This is a genomic window from Enterobacter sp. JMULE2 (assembly GCF_013337145.1).
Taxonomy (GTDB): Bacteria; Pseudomonadota; Gammaproteobacteria; order Enterobacterales; family Enterobacteriaceae; genus Enterobacter; species Enterobacter mori.
Genome location: NZ_SGWD01000011.1, coordinates 173,796 through 197,847, shown reverse-complemented (window position 1 = coordinate 197,847; position 24,052 = coordinate 173,796). Strand labels below are relative to the sequence as shown.

At 57.7% G+C, this 24,052-nt stretch carries 19 protein-coding genes and 1 pseudogene; 4 read left to right on the top strand and 16 right to left on the bottom strand.

Going from position 1 to position 24,052, the window contains the following annotated elements; all coding sequences use genetic code 11:
* Positions 1-29: 29 nt before the first annotated feature.
* From glgP to asd, 6 genes are all read right to left on the bottom strand, one after another.
* Complete coding sequence (gene glgP / locus EXW94_RS09500; protein ID WP_174340022.1) at positions 30-2,477, bottom strand: glycogen phosphorylase; 2,448 nt, start codon at positions 2,475-2,477, stop codon at positions 30-32.
* An 18-nt stretch (positions 2,478-2,495) separates the two neighbouring features.
* A complete protein-coding gene (gene glgA, locus EXW94_RS09495; protein ID WP_089598546.1) occupies positions 2,496-3,929 on the bottom strand; it encodes a glycogen synthase GlgA in 1,434 nt (477 codons plus the stop codon).
* Positions 3,929-5,224, bottom strand: coding sequence for a glucose-1-phosphate adenylyltransferase (gene glgC / locus EXW94_RS09490; protein ID WP_042718928.1), 1,296 nt, complete (start codon positions 5,222-5,224; stop codon positions 3,929-3,931). The genes glgA and glgC overlap by 1 nt, the downstream gene beginning before the upstream one ends.
* A 17-nt stretch (positions 5,225-5,241) precedes the next feature.
* Entirely contained in the window at positions 5,242-7,215 is a 1,974-nt protein-coding gene (gene glgX / locus EXW94_RS09485) for a glycogen debranching protein GlgX (protein ID WP_174340021.1), read from the bottom strand.
* Positions 7,212-9,398 (bottom strand): 1,4-alpha-glucan branching enzyme, encoded by a 2,187-nt coding sequence (gene glgB, locus EXW94_RS09480; RefSeq protein WP_174340020.1) that lies wholly within the window; start codon positions 9,396-9,398, stop codon positions 7,212-7,214. Before glgB ends, glgX begins: the two co-directional genes overlap by 4 nt.
* A gap of 249 nt (positions 9,399-9,647) precedes the next feature.
* Complete coding sequence (asd, locus tag EXW94_RS09475) at positions 9,648-10,751, bottom strand: aspartate-semialdehyde dehydrogenase (protein ID WP_033146834.1); 1,104 nt, start codon at positions 10,749-10,751, stop codon at positions 9,648-9,650.
* A 177-nt stretch (positions 10,752-10,928) separates the two neighbouring features.
* On the opposite strand from asd, the gene yhgN reads away from it, so the two are divergent.
* Complete coding sequence (gene yhgN / locus EXW94_RS09470; protein ID WP_003861574.1) at positions 10,929-11,522, top strand: NAAT family transporter YhgN; 594 nt, start codon at positions 10,929-10,931, stop codon at positions 11,520-11,522.
* Positions 11,523-11,684: 162 nt separating this feature from the next.
* On the opposite strand, the gene gntU is transcribed toward yhgN, so the two are convergent.
* The 5 genes from gntU to EXW94_RS09445 form a co-directional block, all read right to left on the bottom strand.
* Positions 11,685-13,025: a gluconate transporter gene (gntU, locus tag EXW94_RS09465; RefSeq protein ID WP_010436459.1), complete on the bottom strand. Its 1,341-nt coding sequence runs from the start codon at positions 13,023-13,025 to the stop codon at positions 11,685-11,687.
* Positions 13,026-13,028: 3 nt separating this feature from the next.
* A complete protein-coding gene (gene gntK / locus EXW94_RS09460) occupies positions 13,029-13,556 on the bottom strand; it encodes a gluconokinase (RefSeq protein ID WP_010436461.1) in 528 nt (175 codons plus the stop codon).
* A gap of 126 nt (positions 13,557-13,682) precedes the next feature.
* Positions 13,683-14,678: a gluconate operon transcriptional repressor GntR gene (gene gntR / locus EXW94_RS09455; protein ID WP_089598541.1), complete on the bottom strand. Its 996-nt coding sequence runs from the start codon at positions 14,676-14,678 to the stop codon at positions 13,683-13,685.
* Between the two features lie 91 nt (positions 14,679-14,769).
* Positions 14,770-15,465, bottom strand: a complete 696-nt coding sequence (locus EXW94_RS09450) for a pirin family protein (RefSeq protein ID WP_126816075.1) — start codon at positions 15,463-15,465, stop codon at positions 14,770-14,772.
* Between the two features lie 123 nt (positions 15,466-15,588).
* The gene (locus tag EXW94_RS09445) at positions 15,589-16,626 is read right to left on the bottom strand and encodes an oxidoreductase (RefSeq protein ID WP_174340019.1); all 1,038 of its coding nucleotides are present in this window, start codon (positions 16,624-16,626) and stop codon (positions 15,589-15,591) included.
* Positions 16,627-16,783: 157 nt separating this feature from the next.
* Here EXW94_RS09445 and EXW94_RS09440 point away from each other — a divergent pair.
* Together EXW94_RS09440 and yhhY are read left to right on the top strand one after the other, a co-directional pair.
* A pseudogene (locus EXW94_RS09440) lies at positions 16,784-17,429 on the top strand (polymer-forming cytoskeletal protein).
* Positions 17,430-17,649: 220 nt separating this feature from the next.
* Positions 17,650-18,138 carry an N-acetyltransferase gene (gene yhhY / locus EXW94_RS09435; RefSeq protein WP_148401286.1) on the top strand — a complete coding sequence of 163 codons (489 nt, stop codon included), beginning with the start codon at positions 17,650-17,652 and terminating at the stop codon, positions 18,136-18,138.
* An 88-nt stretch (positions 18,139-18,226) separates the two neighbouring features.
* On the opposite strand, the gene ggt is transcribed toward yhhY, so the two are convergent.
* Positions 18,227-19,972 carry a gamma-glutamyltransferase gene (ggt, locus tag EXW94_RS09430; RefSeq protein ID WP_174340018.1) on the bottom strand — a complete coding sequence of 582 codons (1,746 nt, stop codon included), beginning with the start codon at positions 19,970-19,972 and terminating at the stop codon, positions 18,227-18,229.
* Between the two features lie 123 nt (positions 19,973-20,095).
* Between ggt and EXW94_RS09425 the strand changes: the two genes are divergently transcribed.
* A complete protein-coding gene (locus EXW94_RS09425) occupies positions 20,096-20,473 on the top strand; it encodes a DUF2756 family protein (RefSeq protein WP_042719209.1) in 378 nt (125 codons plus the stop codon).
* On the opposite strand, the gene ugpQ is transcribed toward EXW94_RS09425, so the two are convergent.
* The 4 genes from ugpQ to ugpA are packed head-to-tail and all read right to left on the bottom strand — an operon-like array spanning position 20,457 to position 24,001.
* Entirely contained in the window at positions 20,457-21,203 is a 747-nt protein-coding gene (gene ugpQ / locus EXW94_RS09420) for a glycerophosphodiester phosphodiesterase (RefSeq protein ID WP_109082289.1), read from the bottom strand. The genes EXW94_RS09425 and ugpQ overlap by 17 nt on opposite strands.
* Positions 21,200-22,270 (bottom strand): sn-glycerol-3-phosphate import ATP-binding protein UgpC, encoded by a 1,071-nt coding sequence (locus EXW94_RS09415; protein ID WP_080329950.1) that lies wholly within the window; start codon positions 22,268-22,270, stop codon positions 21,200-21,202. Before EXW94_RS09415 ends, ugpQ begins: the two co-directional genes overlap by 4 nt.
* 1 nt (position 22,271) lies before the next feature.
* A complete protein-coding gene (gene ugpE / locus EXW94_RS09410; protein ID WP_013099125.1) occupies positions 22,272-23,117 on the bottom strand; it encodes a sn-glycerol-3-phosphate ABC transporter permease UgpE in 846 nt (281 codons plus the stop codon).
* Positions 23,114-24,001 (bottom strand): sn-glycerol-3-phosphate ABC transporter permease UgpA, encoded by an 888-nt coding sequence (gene ugpA, locus EXW94_RS09405; protein ID WP_010436482.1) that lies wholly within the window; start codon positions 23,999-24,001, stop codon positions 23,114-23,116. The genes ugpE and ugpA overlap by 4 nt, the downstream gene beginning before the upstream one ends.
* Between the last annotated feature and the right edge of the window lie 51 nt (positions 24,002-24,052).

Sequence of the window (24,052 nt, the reverse complement as noted above, 5' to 3'; positions counted from 1 at the left end):
TAAGGCGAAGCCGCCACCCGGCTTTGTTTTTACAACCGCACCGGATCAATATGCCAGATCGTCTCGGCATACTCCTTGATGGTCCTGTCAGACGAGAAATACCCCATATTGGCGATGTTATGCATCGCGGTGATGGTCCACTTCTCCTGCTGACGATACAGCTCGTCCACCCGGTCCTGACAATCCACGTAGCTGCGATAATCCGCCAGCACCTGGTAGTGATCGCCAAAGTTAATCAGCGAATCCACCAGGTCCCGGTAGCGTCCGGGCTCTTCAGGATTAAACAACCCGGTCGCGATTTGGGTCAGCACCTGACGGAGCTCTTCATCCTCTTCATAATACTCACGCGGTTTGTAGCCCTGCCTGCGCAGTTCCTCCACCTCCTCCGTGGTATTACCGAAAATAAAGATATTCTCTTCCCCCACATGCTCCAGCATCTCGACGTTCGCGCCGTCCAGCGTGCCGATGGTCAGCGCGCCGTTCAGGGCAAACTTCATGTTACTGGTGCCGGACGCTTCCGTCCCCGCCGTGGAAATCTGCTCTGAGAGATCCGCCGCCGGGATGATCAGCTGCGCCAGGCTCACGCTGTAGTTAGGGATGAAAACTACCTTCAGCTTGTCGCCGATGTCCGGATCGGTATTCACCACCTTCGCCACGTCGTTAATCAGGTGAATGATGTGCTTCGCCATGTAATAGGCGGAAGCCGCCTTACCGGCAAAGATCTTCACGCGCGGCACCCAGTCAGCCGTAGGGGCGGCCTTGATACGGTTGTAGTGCGTGATCACATGCAGCACGTTCATCAGCTGACGTTTGTACTCGTGAATACGCTTGATCTGCACGTCGAACAGCGCTTTCGGGTTCGCCACCACGTTCAGATGCATCGCCAGCCAGACCGCCAGACGCTTTTTGTTGAGGAGCTTGGCTTCACGCACGGCTTTATTCACCGTCGGGAAATCGATGTGCTGTTCCAGTTCGCTCAGCTGGCTCAAATCGGTGCGCCAGGTGCGGCCGATATTCTCGTCCAGCACGTCAGACAGCGGCGGGTTCGCCAGTGCCAGCCAGCGGCGCGGCGTGACGCCATTGGTCACGTTGCAGAAACGCGTCGGGAAGATCTTCGCAAAATCCGCAAACAGCGACTGCACCATCAGGTTCGAGTGCAGCTCGGAAACCCCGTTGACCTTGTGGCTGATCACCACCGCCAGCCAGGCCATGCGCACGCGGCGACCATTGGATTCATCGATGATCGACGCACGGCTCAGCAGGCCGGTATCGTTCGGGTACTGCTCCTGCAGGGTCTTGAGGAAGTAGTCGTTAATTTCAAAGATAATCTGCAGGTGGCGCGGCAGAATTTTGCCGAGCATATCCACCGGCCAGGTTTCCAGCGCTTCGCTCATCAGCGTGTGGTTGGTATACGAGAACACCTGACAGGTCACTTCAAAGGCGTCATCCCAGCTGAACTTATGTTCGTCGATCAGCAGGCGCATCAGTTCCGGAATGGAGAGCACCGGATGCGTGTCGTTGAGGTGAATCGCCGTTTTCTCCGCCAGATTGGCGTAGGTTTTGTGCAGCTGATGGTGGCGGCTGAGGATGTCCTGAATCGTCGAGGAGACGAGGAAATACTCCTGACGCAGGCGCAGCTCGCGGCCCGAGTAGGTCGAATCGTCCGGATACAGTACGCGGGACACGTTCTCGGAGTGGTTTTTATCTTCCACTGCCGCAAAGTAGTCGCCCTGGTTAAATTTACCGAGGTTGATCTCGCTACTGGCCTGGGCATTCCACAGGCGCAGCGTGTTGGTGGCGTCGGTGTCGTAGCCGGGGATGATCTGGTCATAGGCTACGGCGAGGATCTCTTCGGTTTCGACCCAGCGGGATTTTTTGCCTTCCTGCTGAATACGCCCGCCAAAGCGCACTTTATAGCGCGTGTTGTGACGCTTGAACTCCCACGGGTTGCCGTATTCCAGCCAGTAATCCGGGGACTCTTTCTGGCGGCCATCAACGATGTTCTGCTTGAACATGCCGTAGTCGTAGCGGATGCCGTACCCGCGGCCCGGCAGCGCCAGCGTCGCCAGCGAGTCAAGGAAGCAGGCGGCAAGGCGTCCCAGACCACCGTTTCCGAGGCCGGGGTCGTTCTCTTCGTCGATCAGCTCTTCTAAATCCAGCCCCATCTCTTCCAGCGCGGTTTTGACGTCGTCATAAATACCGAGCGACAGCAGCGCGTTGGAGAGGGTGCGGCCAATCAAAAATTCCATCGACAGGTAATAAACCTGACGCGTTTCCTGCGAGAGCTGGGCGCGGTTGGAGCGCAGCCAGCGTTCGACTAAACGGTCACGCACCGCAAACAGGGTGGCGTTCAGCCACTCGTGTTTGTTGGCGATAACCGGATCTTTCCCGATGGTGAACATCAGCTTGTAGGCGATGGAGTGCTTTAACGCCTCAACGCTGAGCGTGGGTGAAGAGTAGCTAAATGGAGCGTTCATATCAGTAACTTCGCCTCGTTACATCAAGCGTTGATAAAGGTCGCGGTAGGACTGCGCCGCAACGTGCCAGCTAAAGTCCATGGACATCGCCTGACGTTGTACGTAACGCCACAGCGATGGACGGGACCACAAGACGAACGCACGCCGAATCGCGCGAAGCAGCGACCAGGCATTACTGTCCTCAAAAACAAAGCCGCTGGCGATACCGTCCGCCAGGTTTTCCAGAGAGCTGTCGGACACCGTATCCGCCAGCCCGCCCGTGCGGCGTACCAGCGGCAGCGTGCCGTATTTCAGGCCGTAGAGCTGCGTCAGGCCACAGGGTTCAAAGCGGCTCGGCACCAGAATGACGTCTGCCCCACCCATAATGCGGTGCGAGAACGCTTCGTGATAACCAATCTGCACGCCCACCTGCCCCGGATGTTCTGCTGCGGCGGCAAGAAAACCTTCCTGCAGCACCGGATCGCCCGCGCCGAGCAGCGCCAGCTGGCCGCCCTGCTCCAGTAGGCCCGGCAGCGCTTCGAGCACCAAATCCAGCCCTTTCTGGCTGGTCAGGCGGCTGACCACGGCGAACAGCGGCACTTTGTCGTTCACCTTCAGCCCCATCGCAATTTGCAGCTGGCGTTTGTTTTCAGCTTTGTCTTCCACCGAATCGCGGCCATAGCGCGCAGCCAAAAGGAGATCGGTATCCGGACTCCAGATCTTTTCATCCACGCCGTTCAGAATGCCCGACAGACGGCCTTCACGGTGGCGCTGTTGTAACAGCCCCTCCAGACCGTAGCCAAACTCTGGCTGGGTGATTTCACGCGCGTAGGTTGGACTCACCGCCGTGATGTGATCGGCGTAGTACAGCCCCGCCTTCAGGAACGAGATCTGCCCGTTAAACTCCAGGCCGTGCATGTTATAGAACGACCATGGCAGATCGATGTCATTCATATGATGGGCATAGTACATGCCCTGATACGCCAGGTTGTGCACCGTAAAGACCGATTTGGCCGGATGACCTTTCGCCGCCAGATACGCAGGCGCCAGGCCAGCATGCCAGTCATGCGCGTGTACCACATCCGGTCGCCAGAACGGATCCAGCCCGACGGCCATCTCCGCCCCCACCCAGCCGAGCAGCGCAAAGCGCAGCACGTTGTCGGTATAGGCGAACAGGTTCGTATCGTGATACGGACTGCCCGGTCGGTCGTACAGGTGAGGCGCGTCGATCAGGTAAATCCCTACGCCATTGTAATGTCCAAATAGCAGGGTGATGCGTCCGGCGAAGGTTTCACGGCGGGTAACGACCTTTGCATCAGGAATACCACGCCGGATATCCGGGAAGGCGGGCAACAGGACTCGGGTATCCACCCCACCGGCGATCTGCGCCGCCGGTAATGCGCCAAGAACGTCCGCCAGCCCGCCCGTCTTCAGCAACGGGAACATCTCAGAACATACGTGTAAAACCTGCATCATCGCTCCTGTTTGATTTGCAGCTTCCGCAACATTTCCCGTGTGACTAACACGATCCCCTCTTCAGAACGGTAGAAGCGACGCGCATCTTCTTCCGCGTTTTCACCAATCACCATCCCTTCAGGGATGACGCAGGCACGGTCGATCACGCAACGGCGAAGACGACACGAGCGCCCTACCCAGACATCCGGCAGCAGGACTGCCGAGTCGATATTACAGAATGAATTCACACGCACGCGGGGGAACAGCACGGACTGCACCACCACAGAGCCGGAGATAATGCACCCGCCGGAAACCAGCGAGTTCAGCGTCATTCCGTGGCTGCCGGAGCGGTCCTGCACGAACTTCGCGGGCGGCAGCGATTCCATGTGGGTGCGAATCGGCCAGTTCTGGTCGTACATATCCAGTTCAGGCGTCACGGACGCCAGGTCGAGGTTCGCTTTCCAGTAGGCTTCCAGCGTACCGACGTCGCGCCAGTAAGGTTCCGCATTCGGGTCTGACTGCACGCAGGACAGCGGGAAAGGATGTGCATACGCCATGCCAGCTTTGGTGATTTTCGGGATGATGTCTTTACCGAAGTCGTGGCTGGAGTTTTCGTCTTTGTCGTCTTCTTCCAGAAGCTCATAAAGGTATTCTGCATCAAAGATATAGATCCCCATACTGGCGAGCGATTTGGTGTCATCTCCCGGCATGGTCGGCGGGTTCGCCGGTTTTTCAACAAAGTCGATAATCTTGTCGTCGGCATCCACGTGCATCACACCAAACGCCGTCGCCTCAGCAACGGGCACCGGCAGACACGCCACGGTGCAGCGCGCCCCTTTTTCGACGTGGTCGATGAGCATGTGCGAGTAGTCTTGCTTGTAGATGTGGTCACCCGCGAGGATGACAATATATTCCGCGCTGTAGCGGCGAATAATATCGAGGTTCTGGGTCACCGCATCCGCCGTGCCGCGATACCAGTTTTCCCCGTGAACGCGCTGCTGCGCCGGGAGCAGATCGACAAACTCGTTCATCTCTTCGCTAAAGAACGACCAGCCGCGCTGGATATGCTGCACCAGCGTGTGCGACTGATACTGAGTAATGACGCCAATGCGGCGAATGCCAGAATTCAGGCAGTTGGAGAGCGCAAAGTCGATGATGCGGAACTTACCACCAAAGTGAACGGCCGGTTTGGCGCGCTTGATGGTCAAATCTTTCAGACGGGTTCCACGCCCGCCCGCGAGTATCAGGGCAACAGTTTTTAATGGTAGCTGGCGAGCCAACATTAACGGATCGTTCTTCTCTAATCTAACCATGACTAACTCCTTTTTTATCATCTTTGGAATACGCACACTCCGTGCGCAGGCCCGTGCCAGACAGCCATAACAACCGGATTATCCGCTCCGGCAAAGGGGGGAACGGCTCGCCACTCCCCGTCAGGTAAAACAATCTCTGCGACGTCATCCGTCGCGTTCAGCGTGACCAGCCACGTATCCGAGAGCAGGATTTGCAGACAGGTTATGCCGTGTTGCCACTCTTGCGCGCTCAGCGGTTGCGCGTCTTTATTCAGCCAGCGAACGTTGCCGTCGCCCTCTTCCCACCAGCTGTCGGCGGTAAGCGCCGGGATTTGCTGGCGGAGGTGGATTAGCGCCGCGGTGAAATGGGTCAACCCGCTGTTTGCTTCTCCCCAGTCGAGCCAGGTTAAGGTGTTATCCTGGCAATAGGCGTTGTTGTTGCCGTGCTGGCTGTGGCCGTGCTCGTCGCCCGCAAGCAGCATCGGCGTGCCCTGCGACAACAAAAGCGTCGTCAGCAGCGCGTGAACGCTGGCGCGTCGCCGCTCGATCACGTCCAGACTTCCGCCTAACCCTTCTATACCATGGTTAAAGCTATGGTTATTGTTAGTCCCATCGCGATTCTCCTCGCCGTTTGCCTCATTGTGTTTCTGATTGAAACAAACGCAGTCGCGAAGCGTGAAACCGTCGTGCGCCGTTACCAGGTTGATGGTGGCCGACGGACGTTTGCCGTCGCGCTTAAAGAGATCGCTGGAGCCGGCAAAACGTCCTGCGAATTCCCCCAACGACAGATCGCGCGCCAGCCAGAAGCGGCGGATGGCATCGCGGTAGTGATCGTTCCACTCGGCAAACAGCGGCGGGAAATTTCCCACCTGATAGCCGCCCTCACCTATGTCCCACGGCTCGGCAATCAGCTTCACCTGCGACAACACCGGGCAATTTTTGATTGCCTCAAACAGCGGTGCCTGCTGGCTGAACGCCGGCGTGCGCCCCATGACGGGGGCCAGGTCGAAACGAAAACCGTCGACATGGAAGGTTTCCACCCAATATTTCAGGCACTCATACGCATAATGCGTCACCGCCGGATGGTTGAGATTGAGCGTGTTACCGCAGCCGGTCCAGTTCTCATAATCGCCATCTTCCCTGATCCAATAATAGCTACGGTTATCAATTCCGCGCTGCGAGAGCGTCGGGCCATCGAGATCGCTTTCGGCACTGTGGTTGAGCACCACATCCAGAATGACCTCAATGCCCGCCGCGTGGAGTGCCTTCACCGCATCGCGGAACTCGTCCCGGGCTTTTTCAGGATGGGCGGCATAGCGGGGTTCAAGGGCGAACATCGCCAGCGGGTTGTAACCCCAGTAGTTGCTTAGCCCAAGGCGCTGTAACCGCGGCTCGCTGGCGAAATGCGCCACGGGCAGCAGCTCCAGCGCGGTGATCCCTAAGTGCTTCAGGTAGGCAACCATGGTCGGATGCCCGAGCGCTTTATAGGTCCCGCGCATCTCTTTGGGAATCGACGGGTGCAGATACGTCAGCCCTTTCACATGCGCTTCGTAAATGACGGTATTGCCCCACGGCGTGCGCGGCGGGGCATCGTCTTCCCAGTCGTAGAGGTCGTTCACCACCACGCTTTTTGGCGCGAGCGGCGCACTGTCGCGGTGGTCGGGTTCACCGTAGCCGACGTGGAAAATCGGGTCGTCTTTAAACTCGCCGTCCACACGGTGCGCACACGGGTCAATCAACAGCTTCGCCGGGTTAAACCAGTGTCCCTGTGAAGGCTCCCATGCGCCGTGAACGCGAAAACCGTAGTGCATTCCCGGACGCCCGCCGGACAGGTAACCGTGCCAGATATCCCCCGTGCGGGACGGTAAATCGTAACGGTGCTCGTTACCTTCCCCGTCAAACACACAGAGTTCTACCCGCTCCGCGTGCGCAGAAAAGAGCGTGAAGTTCACCCCCTTCCCGTCAAAGCGCGCCCCGAGCGGTTCGGGATTACCTGCCGTAAGCTGCGTCATTCCCCCTCCCGCACCAGCCAGATGGTGCTTAGCGGCGGCAGCGTCAGGCTCAGGGAATGAGGACGCCCGTGGCTTTCGAGAGCATCGCTCTGCACCAGACCGCCGTTACCCGCGTTGCTGCCGTGATAATGCATAGAATCGGTGTTCAGTATTTCGCGCCATTTCCCTGCCTGGTTAATGCCGAAGCGGTAATGTTCGCGCGGCACCGGCGTGAAATTGCTGGCAACGATAATTTCATTGCCCGCTTTATCGCGGCGCACAAAGACAAATACCGACCGTTCACGATCGTCCACCACCAGCCACTCGAAGCCGTACGGGTCAAAATCCAGCTCGTGCAGCGCTTTGTGGTGGCGATAGGTCAGGTTCAGGTCACGCACCAGACGCTGTACGCCGTGGTGCCAGTTGTCACCGCCTTCCAGCAGGTGCCAGTCGAGGCTGGAATCGTGGTTCCACTCTCGGCCCTGCGCGAATTCATTGCCCATAAACAGCAGTTTCTTGCCCGGGAAAGCGAACATCCAGCCGTAGTAAGCGCGCAGGTTGGCAAACTTCTGCCACGCGTCGCCCGGCATGCGGTCAAGAATGGATTTTTTACCGTGCACCACTTCATCATGCGACAGCGGCAGCATGAAGTTTTCGGTGTAGTTGTAGAGCAGCCCGAAGGTGAGCTTGTCGTGGTGGTACTGACGGTGAACCGGGTCGAGCTTCATGTAGTCGAGCGTGTCGTGCATCCAGCCCAGGTTCCACTTGTACCAGAAGCCCAGCCCCCCCATTGACGGAGGGCGAGAGACGCCGGGGAAGTCGGTGGACTCTTCCGCCATCGTCACCGCGCCTTCCACCTGCTCGCCGAGAATGCGGTTGGTGTTGCGCAGGAACTCAATGGCTTCCAGATTTTCACGGCCACCAAACTCGTTCGGGATCCACTCCCCCTCTTTACGGCTGTAGTCGCGGTAGATCATCGACGCCACCGCATCGACGCGCAGGGCATCAATACCGAAGCGCTCGATCCAGTACAGCGCGTTGCCCACCAGGAAGTTTGTCACTTCACGGCGACCGTAGTTATAGATCAGCGTGTTCCAGTCCTGGTGATAGCCTTCGCGCGGGTCGCTGTGCTCGTACAGCTTCGTGCCGTCAAATTCCGACAAACTGAAATCATCAGACGGGAAGTGGCCGGGCACCCAGTCGAGGATCACGTTCAGCCCGGCGGCATGCGCGGCATTGATGAAATAGCGGAAATCATCGCGCGTGCCAAAGCGGCGCGTTGGCGCATACAGCCCGGTAGGCTGGTAGCCCCAGCTTCCGTCGAACGGGTGTTCGTTAATCGGCAGCAGCTCAAGGTGAGTAAAGCCCATCCATTTGGCGTACGGCACCAGCTGATCGGCCAATTCACGATAGCTGAGCCAGAAGTTATTATCGGTGTGGCGACGCCAGGAGCCGAGATGCACCTCATAGACGGAGATTGGCGCGTCGAAGCGGTTGGCCTGCTTGCGTTCTTCCGTCTGGACGATCTTCTCCGGCAGCCCACAAATCAGCGACGCGGTATCCGGGCGCATCTGCGCTTCAAAGGCATACGGGTCAGCTTTAATGCGCAGCTTGCCGTTGGTATCGATCATCTCGAACTTATAGAGCTGGCCGTTTTGCGCGCCGGGGATAAACAGCTCCCAGATGCCGGTTTCACGGCGCAGGCGCATCGGATGACGGCGGCCATCCCAATAGTTGAACTGCCCGACAACGGAAACCCGCCGGGCATTCGGTGCCCACACGGAAAAGCGTGTGCCGGTGATCCCGTCCATGGTATCGGCATGCGCGCCCAGCGTTTCATAGGGCCGCAGGTGAGTCCCTTCGGACAGCAGCCAGGCGTCCATCTCTTTCAGGAGCGGGCCGAAGCTGTAAGGGTCGTCAATCAGGTTCTGCTGACCGTGCCAGATGACGGCAAGCTGATAGCGAAAAGGGTTTTTACGACGGGGCATCACGCCCGAGAAGAAGCCACGAGAATCGAGGCATTCCAGATTGCCGACCTTGCGGCCGGTTTTGGGTTCTATCACCCAAACTTCTGTGGCATCCGGCAACAGCGCCCGAACTTCCAGTCCAGCCTCCGTTCGGTGCATCCCAAGCACAGAAAAGGGGTCAGCAAAATGACCCGCAATAAGCGCATTAATCACGTCTCTATCCACACGATCGGACATGGTATTCATCCTGTTTTTTATGTCGTCCTTTTTACGCGCTCCGGGACGACTTTTAATGTGACCTGAACGGGACAGCACAAATATGTGCATCCTTTCTGCTCCGTTCGAACCTCAGGTAAGAAATGACTCTTCCTTAAAGCATAGCCAACGCTCTAAATGACTCCTGATAAAAAATAAGACATCCGCGTGTTACTCCATGTAGTACGCAAAAAAAAGGGGTGAAAATCACCCCCGGTATTTAACAAATTATTACGCCAGCTGGCGCAGCATGCGGCGCAGCGGTTCGGCGGCACCCCACAGGAGCTGGTCGCCGACGGTGAACGCGGAAAGGTACTCCGGCCCCATGTTCAGCTTGCGCAGACGGCCAACCGGCGTGGTCAGCGTGCCGGTGACGGCTGCCGGGGTCAGTTCGCGCATGGTGATATCGCGATCGTTTGGCACCACTTTCGCCCACGGGTTGTGTGCGGCCAGCAGCTCTTCCACGGTCGGAATAGACACATCTTTTTTCAGTTTAATGGTGAAAGCCTGGCTGTGGCAGCGCAGCGCGCCGATACGCACGCAGAGGCCGTCAACCGGAATGGTGTTCGCGGTCGCGAGGATTTTGTTGGTCTCAGCCTGGCCCTTCCACTCTTCTCGGGTCTGGCCGTTATCCAGCTGTTTGTCGATCCATGGGATCAGACCACCGGCCAGCGGTACGCCGAAGTTGTCCACCGGCAGCTCGCCGCTGCGGGTCAGCTGAGTAACCTTACGCTCGATATCAAGAATCGCGGACGCCGGGTTTGCCAGCTCGGTCGCGACGCTCTGGTGCAGCTGGCCCATCTGGGTCAGCAGCTCGCGCATGTGACGCGCGCCGCCGCCGGACGCGGCCTGGTAGGTCGCCACGGAGACCCACTCCACCAGATCCTGCGCGAACAGGCCGCCGAGGGACATCAGCATCAGGCTGACAGTACAGTTACCGCCAACAAAGGTTTTCACGCCGTTGTTCAGGCCGTCGGTGATCACGCCCTGGTTAACCGGGTCGAGAATGATGATGGCATCGTCCTTCATGCGCAGCGAAGAGGCCGCGTCAATCCAGTAGCCCTGCCAGCCGCTTTCACGCAGCTTTGGATAGATTTCGTTGGTATAATCGCCGCCCTGGCACGTCACAATAATGTCGAGTGCCTTCAGCGCTTCCAGATCGTAAGCATCCTGCAACGTGCCTGTGGTACCACCAAAGGACGGAGCAGCCTGGCCGAGCTGGGAAGTGGAGAAGAAGACCGGGCGGATAGCGTCGAAATCGCGCTCTTCAACCATGCGTTGCATGAGTACAGAGCCGACCATACCGCGCCAGCCGATAAAACCAACGTTTTTCATAGCATTTTTTTCCTGCTGAGGGTGTGTGCTGATTGTGCAAGCCAGTATTGAACTGGGATATGCTTCACATTACAAAATGCTGCCAAAGTCGCAAGCGAAATTAATCGATGATTGCCCGGCAATCAGAAATACAGCTAATTATCATAATAACCATAGAGAGTTTCAGGGATAATTTACATGAGTGAAATCATTTCCGCGGCGGTTTTATTGATCCTGATAATGGATCCACTAGGAAACCTGCCGATCTTCATGTCGGTGTTAAAGCACACCGAGCCGAAGCGCCGTCGGGCGATCATGATCCGCGAGCTGCTCATCGCCCTGCTGGTGATGTTTATCTTCCTGTTTGCCGGGGAGAAGATCCTCGCGTTCCTGAACCTACGCGCCGAAACGGTCTCCATTTCCGGCGGGATTATTCTGTTCCTGATTGCCATCAAAATGATTTTCCCGAGCGCGGAAGGCAGCAGCAGCGGCTTGCCAGCGGGTGAAGAGCCGTTTATTGTGCCGCTGGCGATCCCGCTGGTTGCCGGGCCAACGATTCTGGCGACGCTGATGCTGTTGTCGCACCAGTACCCGAATCAGATGAGCCACCTGGTGATTGCCCTGCTGATTGCCTGGGGCGGGACGTTTATCATCCTGCTGCAGTCGTCGCTGTTCCTGCGCCTGCTCGGTGAAAAAGGGGTGAACGCCCTGGAGCGCCTGATGGGGCTGATTCTGGTGATGATGGCGACGCAGATGTTCCTGGACGGGATACGGGCGTGGATGAAAGGGTGAAGATGTAAAAAAGCCGGGTGGCGCTTGCGCTTACCCGGCCTACGGGACCTGATTTTTTTGTAGGTCGGGTAAGGCGAAGCCGCCACCCGACTAACATACGGCCTCTGCGGCCTGTTGCCCTCACCCCGACCCTCTCCCACTGGGAGAGGGAGAAAACCGGAGTTAGCTCAACAACGTAAACGCAATCATCCCGACAATCGCACCCGTCGTGCCGAGGATGGTTTCCATCAGCGTCCAGGTTTTCAGGGTTTGCGCTTCAGTGGCACCGGTAAATTTACCGAACAGCCAAAAGCCTGCGTCGTTCACGTGGGATACCACAATCGAACCGCCCGCGATACAGATAGACAGCGCCGCCATCTGCGCACCGGAGTAGTTCAGCTGTTCAATCACCGGCATAACCAGGCCCACCGCCGTTAAGCACGCCACGGTTGCGGAACCCTGGATGATACGCACCGCCGCCGCCAGCACGAAGCAGGTGACCGCAATCGGCAGGCCCATTCCGGTCAGCGCTTCGCCCAGAGCCGGACCTACGCCAGAATCCACCAGAACCTGCTTGAACACGCCGCCGGCACCGATCACCAGCAGGATAATACCCGCAGGCTGCAGCGCGGCACCGCAAATCTCCATCACGCGGTCTTTCGGCATCCCCTGACGCATTGCCAGGCCGTAAATCGCCACCAGACAGGCCACCAGAATCGCCGTGAACGGGTGGCCGATGAACTCAAACCACTCGTAAGCGCTGGAACCGACCGGCACAAAGCGCGCGGCGATGGTTTTCAGACCCACCAGCACCAGCGGGAGCAGGATCAGCGACAGGCTGAAGCCGAAGGAAGGCATTTTGCCCTCGCCCAGGTGCGGCTCGGTGATGTCATCAGGAATGTGCAGCTCAACGTAGCGGCTGATGAAGTTACCCCACAGCGGGCCGGCGATAATCATCCCCGGGATCGCGGCGCAGAGGCCAATGAGGATCATCCAGCCGAAGTCAGCGTGCATCTGGGAAGCCAGCAGCATCGGCGCAGGCCCCGGCAGCAGGAACGCCGCGGCCGCCGCCACGCCCGCAAACAGCGGAATGACCAGCTTCACGAGGTTCGTACCGGTATGGCGTGCCATCGAGAACGCGACGCTAATCAGCAGCACTACCGCCACTTCGAAGAACAGCGGCAGCGCGCAAATCAGGCCAGCCAGACCAATCGCGTAGTGCGCGCGGCTGTGGCCGAAGGATTTCAGCATCTTGACGGCAATCTGATCGACCGCGCCCGTCTCGTGCAAAATCTTGCCAAACATCGCGCCGAGCGCGACCACAATCGCCAGGAAACCCAGCGTGCCACCCATCCCTTTTTCCATCGTCGCGGCGATCTTGTCGAGCGGCATACCGGAAAAGAGACCTGCACCAATAGAAACCACCATCAAAGCAACGAAGGCATGCATACGCGCCTTCATCACGAGAAACAGCAGCAGCAAAACGGAACCCACTGCTGTCAAAACAAGCGTTAATGTACTCAAAACTTACTGCCTTTTATTAATGACCTCGATGGTGCTGGCGACAACACCTTCCAGTGACTGATCGATATCAACCACTAAGACGTCCTGCTCATCCGCACCCGGCTCCTGCAGCGCTTCGAACTGCGTAACCAGCATCTGGGTTTTGAAGAAGTGACCTTTACGCGCCTTCAGACGGCTTTCAATCACCTCGAAATCGCCCTTCAGATAGATGAAGGAGAGGTTCGGGTTACCGTCGCGCAGCAGGTCGCGGTAGGTTTTTTTCAGCGCGGAGCAGACGATCAGGGAGACTTTGTTAGTACGCTGCATCGCAAAGGCGGCATCGTTCAGCGCCTGCAGCCACGGTTTGCGGTCGTCGTCGTTCAGCGGCTCGCCGGAGGCCATTTTCATGATGTTGCTGCGCGGATGGAGGAAGTCGCCATCAAGAAACGCAGCCTGAAGTTGATGCGCCACTTCGCTCGCCACGGCAGATTTACCGCTACCGGACACGCCCATCAGGACGTAAACGTGGTGATCGTGATTAGTCGTGCTCAAAGGGTGTCCCTCAGTCAATTGTTACGGGTAACAGTTATCGGTAACATTGTCCTGCCGGGGCAAAAGAGAAGCAATATCCAAACGTGCGCGAAGTGAATAAGTGTGAGCTACTTCAAATTTGTCGGATTAAATAGATCCACCCGGTGACAAGGTGAAACCTAAATCTAACATTTTAGGAGTAACTGCCTCACCACGAATGCGCGCCAGCAGGCGTTCTGCGCCAATGCGGCCCATACGTTCACGCGGGGTCAGGACGCTCGCCAGACGCGGCTCCATCACCTGGCCGATGTCGTGGCCGTGGAAACCGGCGATCGCCATATCGTCGGGGATCTTCAGCCCCAGACGCTGGCACTCAAACGCCGCGCCGACCGCAAGGTCATCGTTGGTACAGAAAATACCGTCCAGTTGCGGATACTCGCGTCGCGCCTGACGCATCAGCTCAATACCCGAGGTGTAGGACGAGGATTGCTCCACCATCACGCTGTACGGGGTTAAACCGGCGTCGAGCATCGCCTGCTCGTATCCCTTCTGTTTGATGATAGTACGTTCATCAAGGCGTGCACCCAGATAGGCAATGTGGCGATGACCGCGCGCAATGATCGCCGCCGTCATCTGACGCGCCGCTTCAAAGTTATCGAACCCAACGGCGATATCGAGGCAAGGCGACTGGCTGTCCATCAGTTCCACCACCGGGATACCGGCCACTTCAATCATTTTGAGCGTGCGGGCAGTGTGGGTACGCTCCGTTAAAATCAGGCCGTCGATGTTCCAGGAAAGCATCGATTCAAGACGTTCCTCTTCCAGTTCCGGCTTGTAACCGTAGTGCGCGAGCATGGTCTGATAGCCAAAGGCATCGGTCACGCTTTCGATTCCACGTAATACTTCAGCGAAAACCTGGTTGGTCAAGGAAGGAAGCAGGACGCCCACCGCACGGCTGGTCGCATTGGAGAGAATATCGGGTGCGCGGTTGGGGATATAACCCAGTTCATCAAGGGCAGCGGCAATCTTGCCACGTAACGCCACGGAAACCTGTTCCGGGTTACGTAAAAAACGGCTGACCGTCATTTTGGTCACACCGACGCGATCGGCGACATCCTGAAGTACGGGGCGTTTCTTTTTCATCGTCCTGAGAAATCTTGAAGTGAGAGATTTTCTCAGTTTATCACGGACAAAGCTCAACCTTCCCCGTTTAAAGGGAAGGTTGAGTAATTATTTATACCGGCGGCAGGTCAAACAGCAGGATTTCGCTTTCGCTGTCGGCATGCACGGAGAGCGCCTGCTCATCCCAGATGGCCAGACCATCGGCGGTTGTGGCTTTGGTGCCGTTGATGGACACTTCGCCTTTCACCACCTGGATCCAGACGCGGCGGTTGGCGGCAATCTGATGCACGGACTGTTCGTCTTTTGCCAGCGCCCAGCGGTACAGCTCCATATCCTGATGCACTTTCAGGGAACCTTCACGCGCATCCGGGGACAGCACCAGCTGTTTGCCCTGTTTAGCGTCGAAGCGGCGCTGCTCGTAGCGCGGTGCGATGCCGGTCTCTTCTGGAATGATCCAGATTTGATACAGGTGCAGTTTTTCCGTTTTGCTCGGGTTGTACTCAGAGTGACGCACCCCGGTGCCCGCACTCATAATCTGGAACTCGCCCGCCGGAACCTGCTCTTCGTTACCCATGCTGTCTTTGTGCGCCACGGCACCTTCGAGCACATAGGTCAGGATTTCCATGTCTTTGTGCGGGTGGGTGCCGAAGCCCTGGCCTGCATCAATCACGTCGTCGTTAATCACGCGCAGTGCGGAGAAGCCCATGAAATTCGGGTCGTAGTAGTCGGCAAACGAGAATGAATGCCATGAGTCCAGCCAGCCATGATTCGCGTGACCACGTTCGTTTGCTTTGCGTAAGTAGATCATTGTTTTCACCCTCAGTTCGTTTCGATGGAGTAAGTGTGGACGCAAACCGCCTGGGATCATAGAGGGTGAAAATTGACTCCTCTGTTCAAAAATTATGAACAAGCGCAGAGGAGCCGTTTTTGCTTATTTTACGAGGGTTACCGTGGCAGGAGAAGCCTGCTCAAAGGCCCGTTCAAGGATTTCGAGATTGGTCAGAACGTCAGATTCCTTGACGTAATTCGGCGTACCCGTGGTGAGCGTGTCATACAGCGCATCGTAAACGCGGCCATAGTCGCCTGTTTCCGGCTTGAGTTCTTCTTTTACTGTTGTGCCATCTGCCTTCACATACTCCAGCACGCCTACGGAATCATCCGCCGCAAAGCCCGGTTCGCCCGGCATGATGTTGGCCTTCAGGCTGGTTTCCTGCTGGTCGATGCCGTACTTGATGAACGAGCCTCGGGTGCCGTGAACAATAAACCTGGGATAGTCGATTTTCACCAGATGGCTGGTTTTGACGATGGCTTTCAGGTCGCCGTAGAACAGCTGCGCTTCGAAGGTGTCGTCCGGGTTGGCTTTGTTGCGCAGGCTGCGGATGTCGTACGCTACGTGGTCCGGGCGACCAAACAGGGAGATGATCTGGTCCATGGTGTGCACGCCCAGACCATAGAACGAGCCGTCCTGCGGCAGGCCTGGCTGGGTTTCCGCGACCGGACGGTAGTAGTCGAAGTGGCTTTCAATTTCCACAATGTCGCCGAGCTTGCCGCTCTCAATCGCCTTTTTCGCCGTCAGGAAGCAGCTGTCAAAACGGCGGTTCTGATACGGCGTCACGGACAGCCCTTTGCTCTTCGCCAGCGCAAACAGTTCCTTCGCTTCTGCGATGGTCGGGGTGAATGGCTTTTCCACCAGCACGTTTTTGCCCGCTTCCAGCGCGCGCTTCGCGTAGTCGAAGTGGCTGTCGGCGTGGGTGCAGACAATGATCAGATTCACCTGCGGATCGTGAAGCACTTCATCCAGATCGCTGGTGAAATGAATGTGGGAATACTGCGGAGACTGCTCTTCCGGCTTCGCACTGCGACGGTAGATATGGGCGACGTGCCAGCTGTCTTTACGGTTGAGAACATAGGGTAGGTGATAGCGGGTGGTGCTTTTACCAAAGCCGATAAACGCACAGTTCAGGGTCATGGTTCCGTCCTTTTTGATCAGGTTTCTGTTTTCACTATAGCGATAAACTTGCCCAATAGAATCCTAAAATGGCGGCACTTGCCTTGACCCTGCGGCTAAAAACCCCGATAAGGTGAAGGTCAAATCTATGCTCGCGAATGGAGTCGCGCCCATTTCTATGGAAAGGAAATATCTCGCCTTAAACAGTGCGCTTCTCTTCTGGTTGCTTTCGCTTGCCGCCTGGTGCTTCGCCGCCCGTCAACTCGCATGGCTCTTCGCAGCATTCTCTTTATTGGCTTTCACGCTTCCCCTGCTTATCAACCTGGGTAATGTTATGTTTAAAAAGAATAAAATTAATGAAATCAAGGTGCCAACTGCCCTTCCCCCGGCTCCTGTCATGGAAAAAGAACCTACCGCCACCGAGAAGCACGGCACCACGGTGATTGCCAACGACGTCCGCGTTGAAGGCAATATCGTTTCGACGGGTCACGTCTATGTGCACGGTGAGCTCATCGGCAATATTGCCTCTGAACAGAGTCTGATCAAAATCATGCGCGGGGGACGGGTTGAGGGAAACATCACCTGCCGCGAGCTGATTATTGACGGGGCCGTGATCGGCGAATGCCACAGCGATGCCATTGAAATCTGCGAAAACGGTGAGGTAACGGGAACGCTTTCCTACCGGGCGCTGGCCGTCAAAAAAGGGGGGGATGTTTTCCGGTATTGCAGAGATGCTGCCTGCCGCTATCGAAAAGAACAACGTCGTTGGCCTGATCAAGGACAGCACCGCTGACGCTCCTGAAGCGTGCGAGCTTGCCAAATAATAAGCAAAAAAAAGCCAGCGAAACGCTGGCTAAAGTAATACTGGAAGCAATGTGAGCAATGTCGTGCTTTCAGGTTCCCGTAGCGGTCTTCCTGAATGCAGAGCAATAATAATCATTCTCATTCGCACTTGTCCACTTCTTTTTGCAAAAAATAGCGGTTGACTCAAATTTTAAAGTCATTGATGTTGGAAGGGACATTTAACTGACTGAGGAACAAGGAATGAGTGAGATAGTGATACGCCACGCAGAACCGAAAGATGCCGAAGCTTTACGCCAGAACTATATGCATCCGGGGGTGTATCACGACACGCTACAGCTACCTCATCCTTCCCTTGAACACTGGCAAGAGCGGCTTCATCCAAAACCTGGCCAAAAACGTCTGGTCGCCTGCATCGATGAAAACATCGTCGGTGACCTGGCGCTGCAGGTAGAAGCCAGCCCGCGACGCAGCCATGTGGCAACCTTTGGTATCAGCGTTGCGGCGCACGCCCAGGGGCGCGGCGTGGGGAGCGCGCTCATGCGCGAGATGATCAACCTGTGCGATAACTGGATGCGCATCGAACGTATCGAGTTAACGGTTTTTGCCGATAACCCTGCTGCACTGGGGCTGTACCGGAAGTTTGGTTTTGAAATCGAAGGCACCGGCAGGAAATTTGCCCTGCGCAACGGCGAGTATGTGGATGCATATTATATGGCGAGGATGAAGTAGTTTGTTGCCCTCACCCTAACCCTCTCCCACGGGGAGAGGGAATGAAACACGTAGGCCGGGTAAGGCGAAGCCGCCACCCGGCAATACATCAATACCCCGCCGTCAAATCATCCACCGAACGCGGGTCCGATGCGCCAAACAGCGCCCCGTCCGGCCCGACCATAATGCTCTGGGTGCTGCCCATCGCCTCTTTCACCGCCACTTTTTGCCCGCGCTGTTCAAGCAGCTTAATGGTGTCCGGGCTAAAGCCCTTCTCGACGCGCAGCTCGTCCGGCAGCCACTGGTGGTGGAAACGCGGGGCGCTGGTCGCTTCGGCGACGTTCATCCCAAAGTCGATGCTGTTCACCACCATCTGCAGCACGGTGGTAATAATTCGACTCCCGCCCGGGCTGCCGGTTACCAGCCAGGTTTTTCCGTCTTTCACCACGATGGTGGGCGACATGGACGAGAGCGGACGCTTTTTCGGCCCGACGGCGTTGGCGTCACCGCCCACCAGCCCGTAGACGTTCGGCACGCCAGGCTTAGCGGAAAAGTCATCCATCTCGTTGTTCAGCAGAATACCGCTGTTGCCCGCCACAATCCCGGTACCAAAGGTGGTATTCAGCGTATAGGTCACCGCCACCGCGTTGCCGTCTTTATCCACCACCGAGAAGTGGGTGGTCTGGTTGCTTTCATAAGGCGCCAGCTTGCCGGGGCGGATCTCGCTCGACGGCTTCGCCTTGTTGATGTCGATCTGGTCGGCCAGGGATTTGGCATAGGCTTTGTTGGTCAGCGCCTGCCACGGTACCTTCACGAAGTCCGGGTCGCCGAGGTACTCCGAGCGGTCGGCGTAGGCGCGTTTTTCCGCTTCCGCCATCACCTGCATGGCGTCCGCGCTGCCGAAGCCGAACTTGTGCATATCGAAGTTTTCCAGAATGTTGAGGATCTGCACGATGTGGATCCCGCCGGACGACGGCGGCGGCATGGAGAAGACCTCGTAGCCACGATAGGTGCCGCTAATCGGCTCGCGCTCCACCGCTTTGTACTCCGCCAGATCCGCTTTCGTGATTAGCCCACCGTTCTTTTGCATTTCATCGGCAATCTGGTCAGCAATCGCGCCTTTATAGAAGGCATCCGGGCCGTGTTCCGCAATCCGCTCCAGGCTGGTCGCCAGGTTCTTCTGCACCAGCTTATCGCCCTTCTTCAGCGGCTCGCCGTCTTTCCAGAAGATGGCCTTACTGTTTTCGTGATTCGGAATGACTTCACTGCCGTAGGTTTTGAGATCGTCCGCGAGCGCGTCATTCACCACAAAACCCTCGCGCGCCAGCTTGATGGCAGGCTGCACCACTTTGTTCAGCGGCAGCGTGCCGTATTTTTCCAGCGCCAGCGAGAAGCCCGCAACGGTGCCCGGCGTGCCGGAGGCGAGGTGCGAGGTCAGGGATTTCTTGCTGTCCGGGTTGCCCTGCTCGTCAAGGAACATATCGCGGGAGGCCTGATTGGGTGCCATCTCACGGAAGTCGATGGCGGTGGTTTTCCCGTCTTTGGTACGCAGCATCATAAACCCGCCGCCGCCGAGGTTACCCGCCTGCGGGTGCGTGACCGCCAGCGCGTACCCAACCGCAACCGCCGCATCCACCGCGTTACCGCCCTGCTTCAGAATATCGACGCCCACCTGGGTTGCCAGCGCGTCAACCGAGGCCACCATGCCATGCGTCGCCCGCACGGGATGGAAAACGTCTTCCTCCACGCCGTAGGAGACGGGAGGCGCCGCGGGCGGGTTGGCCGCCACGCTAAATGTGCCGCCTGCCATCAGCGCGGCGATCGCTACCCAGCGCAAAAACGTTGGTTTCATCATTATTGTTCTCCAGGTGATGGGGTCCATACTCCCCGCTTAAGCCTGGTTCACAACTCCTAAAAAATCATCGTCATGGTGAAATCGGGGTAAACTTAAGAGAAACCTCAAAAGGAGGAGATGACAATGAAACGCTTGATGATTCTTACGGCACTGCTTCCCTTTGCCGCGCTCGCACAGCCACTCAATACGATGAACAACCCTAACCAACAGGGTTACGTCATTCCCAGCCAGCAGCGGATGCAAACGGAGATGATGAGCCAGCAACAGCAGCAGAAAGGGATGCTTAATCAACAGTTGAAAACGCAAACCCAGATGCAGCAGCAGAGCCTGCAAAACCAGATGAACGCCAACACCCAGCGCATCCAGCAGGGTCAGGTGCGCGAGCAGCCGCTGCCGAATAAAAACGGCGGAATGTTAGGCGGGGGGTCAACCCTGAACAGCGGCCAGCAGCATATGCTGCCGCCGCAGTCGAACGGCAGTATGCTTAATCCGCAGAACTAAAGTTCGGGCCGATCCGGTCAATCGCATCGGTACAAATGCTGTCAACGCCCCAGCGCAGCAGTTCAGCTGCACGCTGGGGTTTGTTAACGGTATAAACCAGAATATGCAGACCCGCCGCTTTCAACATCTTCACCCGCGCCTCATCCAGCAGCTTATGATTGAGATGGATAGAGACGCACGCTAAGCGTGTCGTCAGCTCGTGCCAGTCCTCGCGCCACTCGTCCAGCAGCAGCCCGCGCGGCAGCGCCGGCACGGCCGCCTGTGCCGCTTCCAGCGCGTCGATCTCAAACGACGACAGCAGCGGTGCCGTCATCCCTTCCCACAGCTCGCGCGCGGCCAGCGCAATGACTTTGCCCGTCAGCGGGCCGGTGCCGGTGGTCGGTTTGATTTCGATATTGGCCATCATGCCGTGCTGGCGGCAGCGATCCGCCACCTCCGCCAGCAGCGGCAGCGGTTCGCCTTTGAACTCGCCGCTGTACCAGCTTCCAGCATCTACCTTCAGCAGATCGCGCCACGGCAGTTCGCCCGCCACGCCCCAGCCGTTGCTGGTGCGTTCGAGGTTATCGTCATGCAGCAGGAAAATTTCGCCGTCTTTCGACAGCTTGGCGTCGAACTCGATCATCGTGTGGCCGTAGCGCGCGCCAACGTCAATCGCCGCCAGCGTGTTTTCCGGCGCCAGCTTACCGCCGCCGCGGTGGGCGACGACATGGGGATAAGGCCAGTTGCTCATACTCGTTGTCCTGTTTCACCGTCAAACAGGTGCAGATGGTTTTCCGGCAGGTGCAGCCACAGCGTGCTGCCAGCCTTCGGGCGCTCCTGATGCGCCAGACGCACCACCATTTTTTGTTCGCCCCAGCGCCCGTGCGCCAGGTTATCTGCACCCAACATCTCCAGCGTGTCCATCACCAGCGGCACGCCGCCGTCCGCCTGAGAGGTTAAACCAATATGCTCCGGGCGGATACCGAGCGTCATCTTACGCCCGGCGTAGCCACGATAGTACCAGTTGATCGGCAATGCCATCCCGCTTTCCAGTTCAAAGTGGGTGCCCGCGCTGCTGATCCGTCCTTCCAGCAGGTTCATTGCCGGGCTGCCGATAAAGCTCGCCACAAAGCGGGTAGCCGGTTTCTCGTACACTTCCACCGGGGTGCCAATCTGCTCGGCGATGCCTTTGTTCATCACCATCACGCGCTGGGCGAGGGTCATGGCTTCGACCTGATCGTGGGTCACGTACAGGGAGGTGGTTTTCAGACGACGGTGCAGTTGCTGCAGCTCAAGACGCATCTGCACGCGCAGCTTGGCGTCGAGGTTAGAAAGCGGTTCGTCGAACAGGAATACCGCCGGATCGCGCACGATGGCGCGCCCCATCGCCACGCGCTGGCGCTGACCGCCGGAGAGCTCGCGCGGGCGGCGCTTCAGCAGGCCGTCCAGCTCGAGAATGCGCGCCGCCTCTTTCACGCGCTCGTCGATATGGCCTTTGCCCATGCCGCGGATTTTCAGCCCCCAGGCCATGTTCTCTTCCACGCTCATGTGCGGGTAGAGGGCGTAGTTCTGGAACACCATCGCGATGCCTCTGTCTTTCGGCTCCATTTCGGTGACGCGCTGGCGGTCAATCCAGATATCCCCGGACGTCACGCGCTCCAGCCCCGCCACCATGCGCAGCAGCGTGGATTTGCCGCAGCCGGACGGGCCGACCATCACGATAAATTCCCCGTCCGCCACGTCGAGCGTCAGCGGCTGAATCACCTGGGTTTTACCATCCCAGCTTTTGGTTACTGCCTGAAGTTTTAAACCTGCCATCTTATTTCTCGCTATCGACCAGGCCACGGACAAACGCACGCTGCATGGCTAAAACAATGACTACGGGTGGGATAAGGGTGAGCAGCATCGCCGCCATCACCTGGTTCCAGAGGGTGGTGCCTTCACCGGTGGCAATCATGCCTTTGATGCCCGCCACGGCGGTGCCGAGGTTGACGTCCTGAATAATCAGCAGCGGCCACAGGTACTGGTTCCAGCCGTAGATAAAGGTGATCACAAACAGCGCCGCGAGGTTGGTTTTCGACAGCGGCAGCACGATGTCGCGGAAAAAGCGCATTGGCGACGCGCCGTCGATGCGCGCTGCTTCAATCAGCTCGTCCGGCAGGGTCATAAAGAACTGGCGGAACAGGAAGGTCGCGGTCGCCGAGGCCATCAGCGGCAGGGTCAAGCCCGCGTAGCTGTCGAGCATCTTCAGGTTGGCGATCACCTCCACTGTCGGGAAGATACGCACCTCCACCGGCAGCATCAGGGTAATGAAGATCATCCAGAAGAAGAGGTTACGCAGCGGAAAGCGGAACCAGACGATGGCGAAGGCCGAGAGCATCGACACCGTAATTTTGCCGACGGTGATGCCAAACGCCATGATGAAGCTGTTGAGCATCATCAGCCAGAACGGCGCGCTGTTGGCGCCCACGCCCTGTGTCCAGATGGTCTTCATGTTCTCGAAAAGATGTGTGCCTGGGATCAGCGTCATCGGCGTGTCGAACACCGCTTTGGTGTCCAGCGTGGCGGCGACAAACGCCACGTACAGCGGGAAGAGGATGACGATAATCCCTAAAATCAGCATGGTATGGCTGAAAATCGTCAGCCCGCGACGGTTCTCAATCATTGGTAGCGCACCTTACTTTCGACATAGCGGAACTGCACCACCGTGAGGATGATGACGAGGAACATCAGCACCACCGACTGCGCGGCAGAAGCGGAGAGATCCAACCCCGCAAAGCCTTCGCGGTAGATCTTGTAGATCAGCGTCGTTGTCGCCTGCACCGGTCCGCCTGCGGTCGCCGCGTCGATCACCGGGAAGGTGTCGAAGAAGGCGTACACGAGGTTAACTACCAGCAGGAAGAAACTCACCGGGGCGATCAGCGGCAGCGACAGCCTGAAGAAGCGGCGAACCGGCCCTGCGCCGTCAATCGCCGCCGCTTCCACCAGCGAGCGCGGGATGGACTGCAGCGCGGCAAAGAAGAACAGGAAGTTGTAGCTGATCTGCTTCCACACCGAGGCAAACACTACCAGGAACATCGCCTGGCCGCTGTTCTGGGCGTGGTTCCAGTCGTAGCCCAGTTCGGCCAGGAAGTGGGTAATCAGCCCGCGCCCCGGGTTAAACAGGAAGATCCACAATACGGCGGCGACGGCGGGAGCCACGGCGTACGGCAGCAGCATCAGCGTTTGATAAATACGACTGCCGCGCACCACGTAGTCCACCAGCGCGGCGAAGAACAGCGAGGCTAAAAGGCCGCTGACGGTCACCAGGGCGCTGAACTTGATCGTCGTCCAGAAGGAGTCCAGGTAGTAGCTGTCATGGAACAGCGCGGTGAAGTTGTCCAGCCCGACAAACTGGCTGGAAAGCCCGAACGGATCGACGCTTTGTACCGAGTACCACAGCGCTTCGCCCGCAGGCCAGATAAAGAAAATAACGGTGATGACCAGCTGCGGCGCGACCAGCAGGTACGGCAGCCAGCGGGAACGGAACACCGGACGGGATGATGACATGGAGATTTGGTTCCTGAACAATGCCGGGTGGCGATTTCGGTTTTCTCCCTC

Bases quoted from the DNA above. Each gene is read 5' to 3' on its own strand.
- glgP (WP_174340022.1), bottom strand. From the start codon at position 2,477: ATGAACGCTCCATTTAGCTACTCTTCACCCACGCTCAGCGTTGAGGCG.
- glgA (WP_089598546.1), bottom strand. From the start codon at position 3,929: ATGCAGGTTTTACACGTATGTTCTGAGATGTTCCCGTTGCTGAAGACG.
- glgC (WP_042718928.1), bottom strand. From the start codon at position 5,224: ATGGTTAGATTAGAGAAGAACGATCCGTTAATGTTGGCTCGCCAGCTA.
- glgX (WP_174340021.1), bottom strand. From the start codon at position 7,215: ATGACGCAGCTTACGGCAGGTAATCCCGAACCGCTCGGGGCGCGCTTT.
- glgB (WP_174340020.1), bottom strand. From the start codon at position 9,398: ATGTCCGATCGTGTGGATAGAGACGTGATTAATGCGCTTATTGCGGGT.
- asd (WP_033146834.1), bottom strand. From the start codon at position 10,751: ATGAAAAACGTTGGTTTTATCGGCTGGCGCGGTATGGTCGGCTCTGTA.
- yhgN (WP_003861574.1), top strand. From the start codon at position 10,929: ATGAGTGAAATCATTTCCGCGGCGGTTTTATTGATCCTGATAATGGAT.
- gntR (WP_089598541.1), bottom strand. From the start codon at position 14,678: ATGAAAAAGAAACGCCCCGTACTTCAGGATGTCGCCGATCGCGTCGGT.
- EXW94_RS09450 (WP_126816075.1), bottom strand. From the start codon at position 15,465: ATGATCTACTTACGCAAAGCAAACGAACGTGGTCACGCGAATCATGGC.
- EXW94_RS09445 (WP_174340019.1), bottom strand. From the start codon at position 16,626: ATGACCCTGAACTGTGCGTTTATCGGCTTTGGTAAAAGCACCACCCGC.
- yhhY (WP_148401286.1), top strand. From the start codon at position 17,650: ATGAGTGAGATAGTGATACGCCACGCAGAACCGAAAGATGCCGAAGCT.
- ggt (WP_174340018.1), bottom strand. From the start codon at position 19,972: ATGATGAAACCAACGTTTTTGCGCTGGGTAGCGATCGCCGCGCTGATG.
- EXW94_RS09425 (WP_042719209.1), top strand. From the start codon at position 20,096: ATGAAACGCTTGATGATTCTTACGGCACTGCTTCCCTTTGCCGCGCTC.
- ugpQ (WP_109082289.1), bottom strand. From the start codon at position 21,203: ATGAGCAACTGGCCTTATCCCCATGTCGTCGCCCACCGCGGCGGCGGT.
- EXW94_RS09415 (WP_080329950.1), bottom strand. From the start codon at position 22,270: ATGGCAGGTTTAAAACTTCAGGCAGTAACCAAAAGCTGGGATGGTAAA.
- ugpE (WP_013099125.1), bottom strand. From the start codon at position 23,117: ATGATTGAGAACCGTCGCGGGCTGACGATTTTCAGCCATACCATGCTG.
- ugpA (WP_010436482.1), bottom strand. From the start codon at position 24,001: ATGTCATCATCCCGTCCGGTGTTCCGTTCCCGCTGGCTGCCGTACCTG.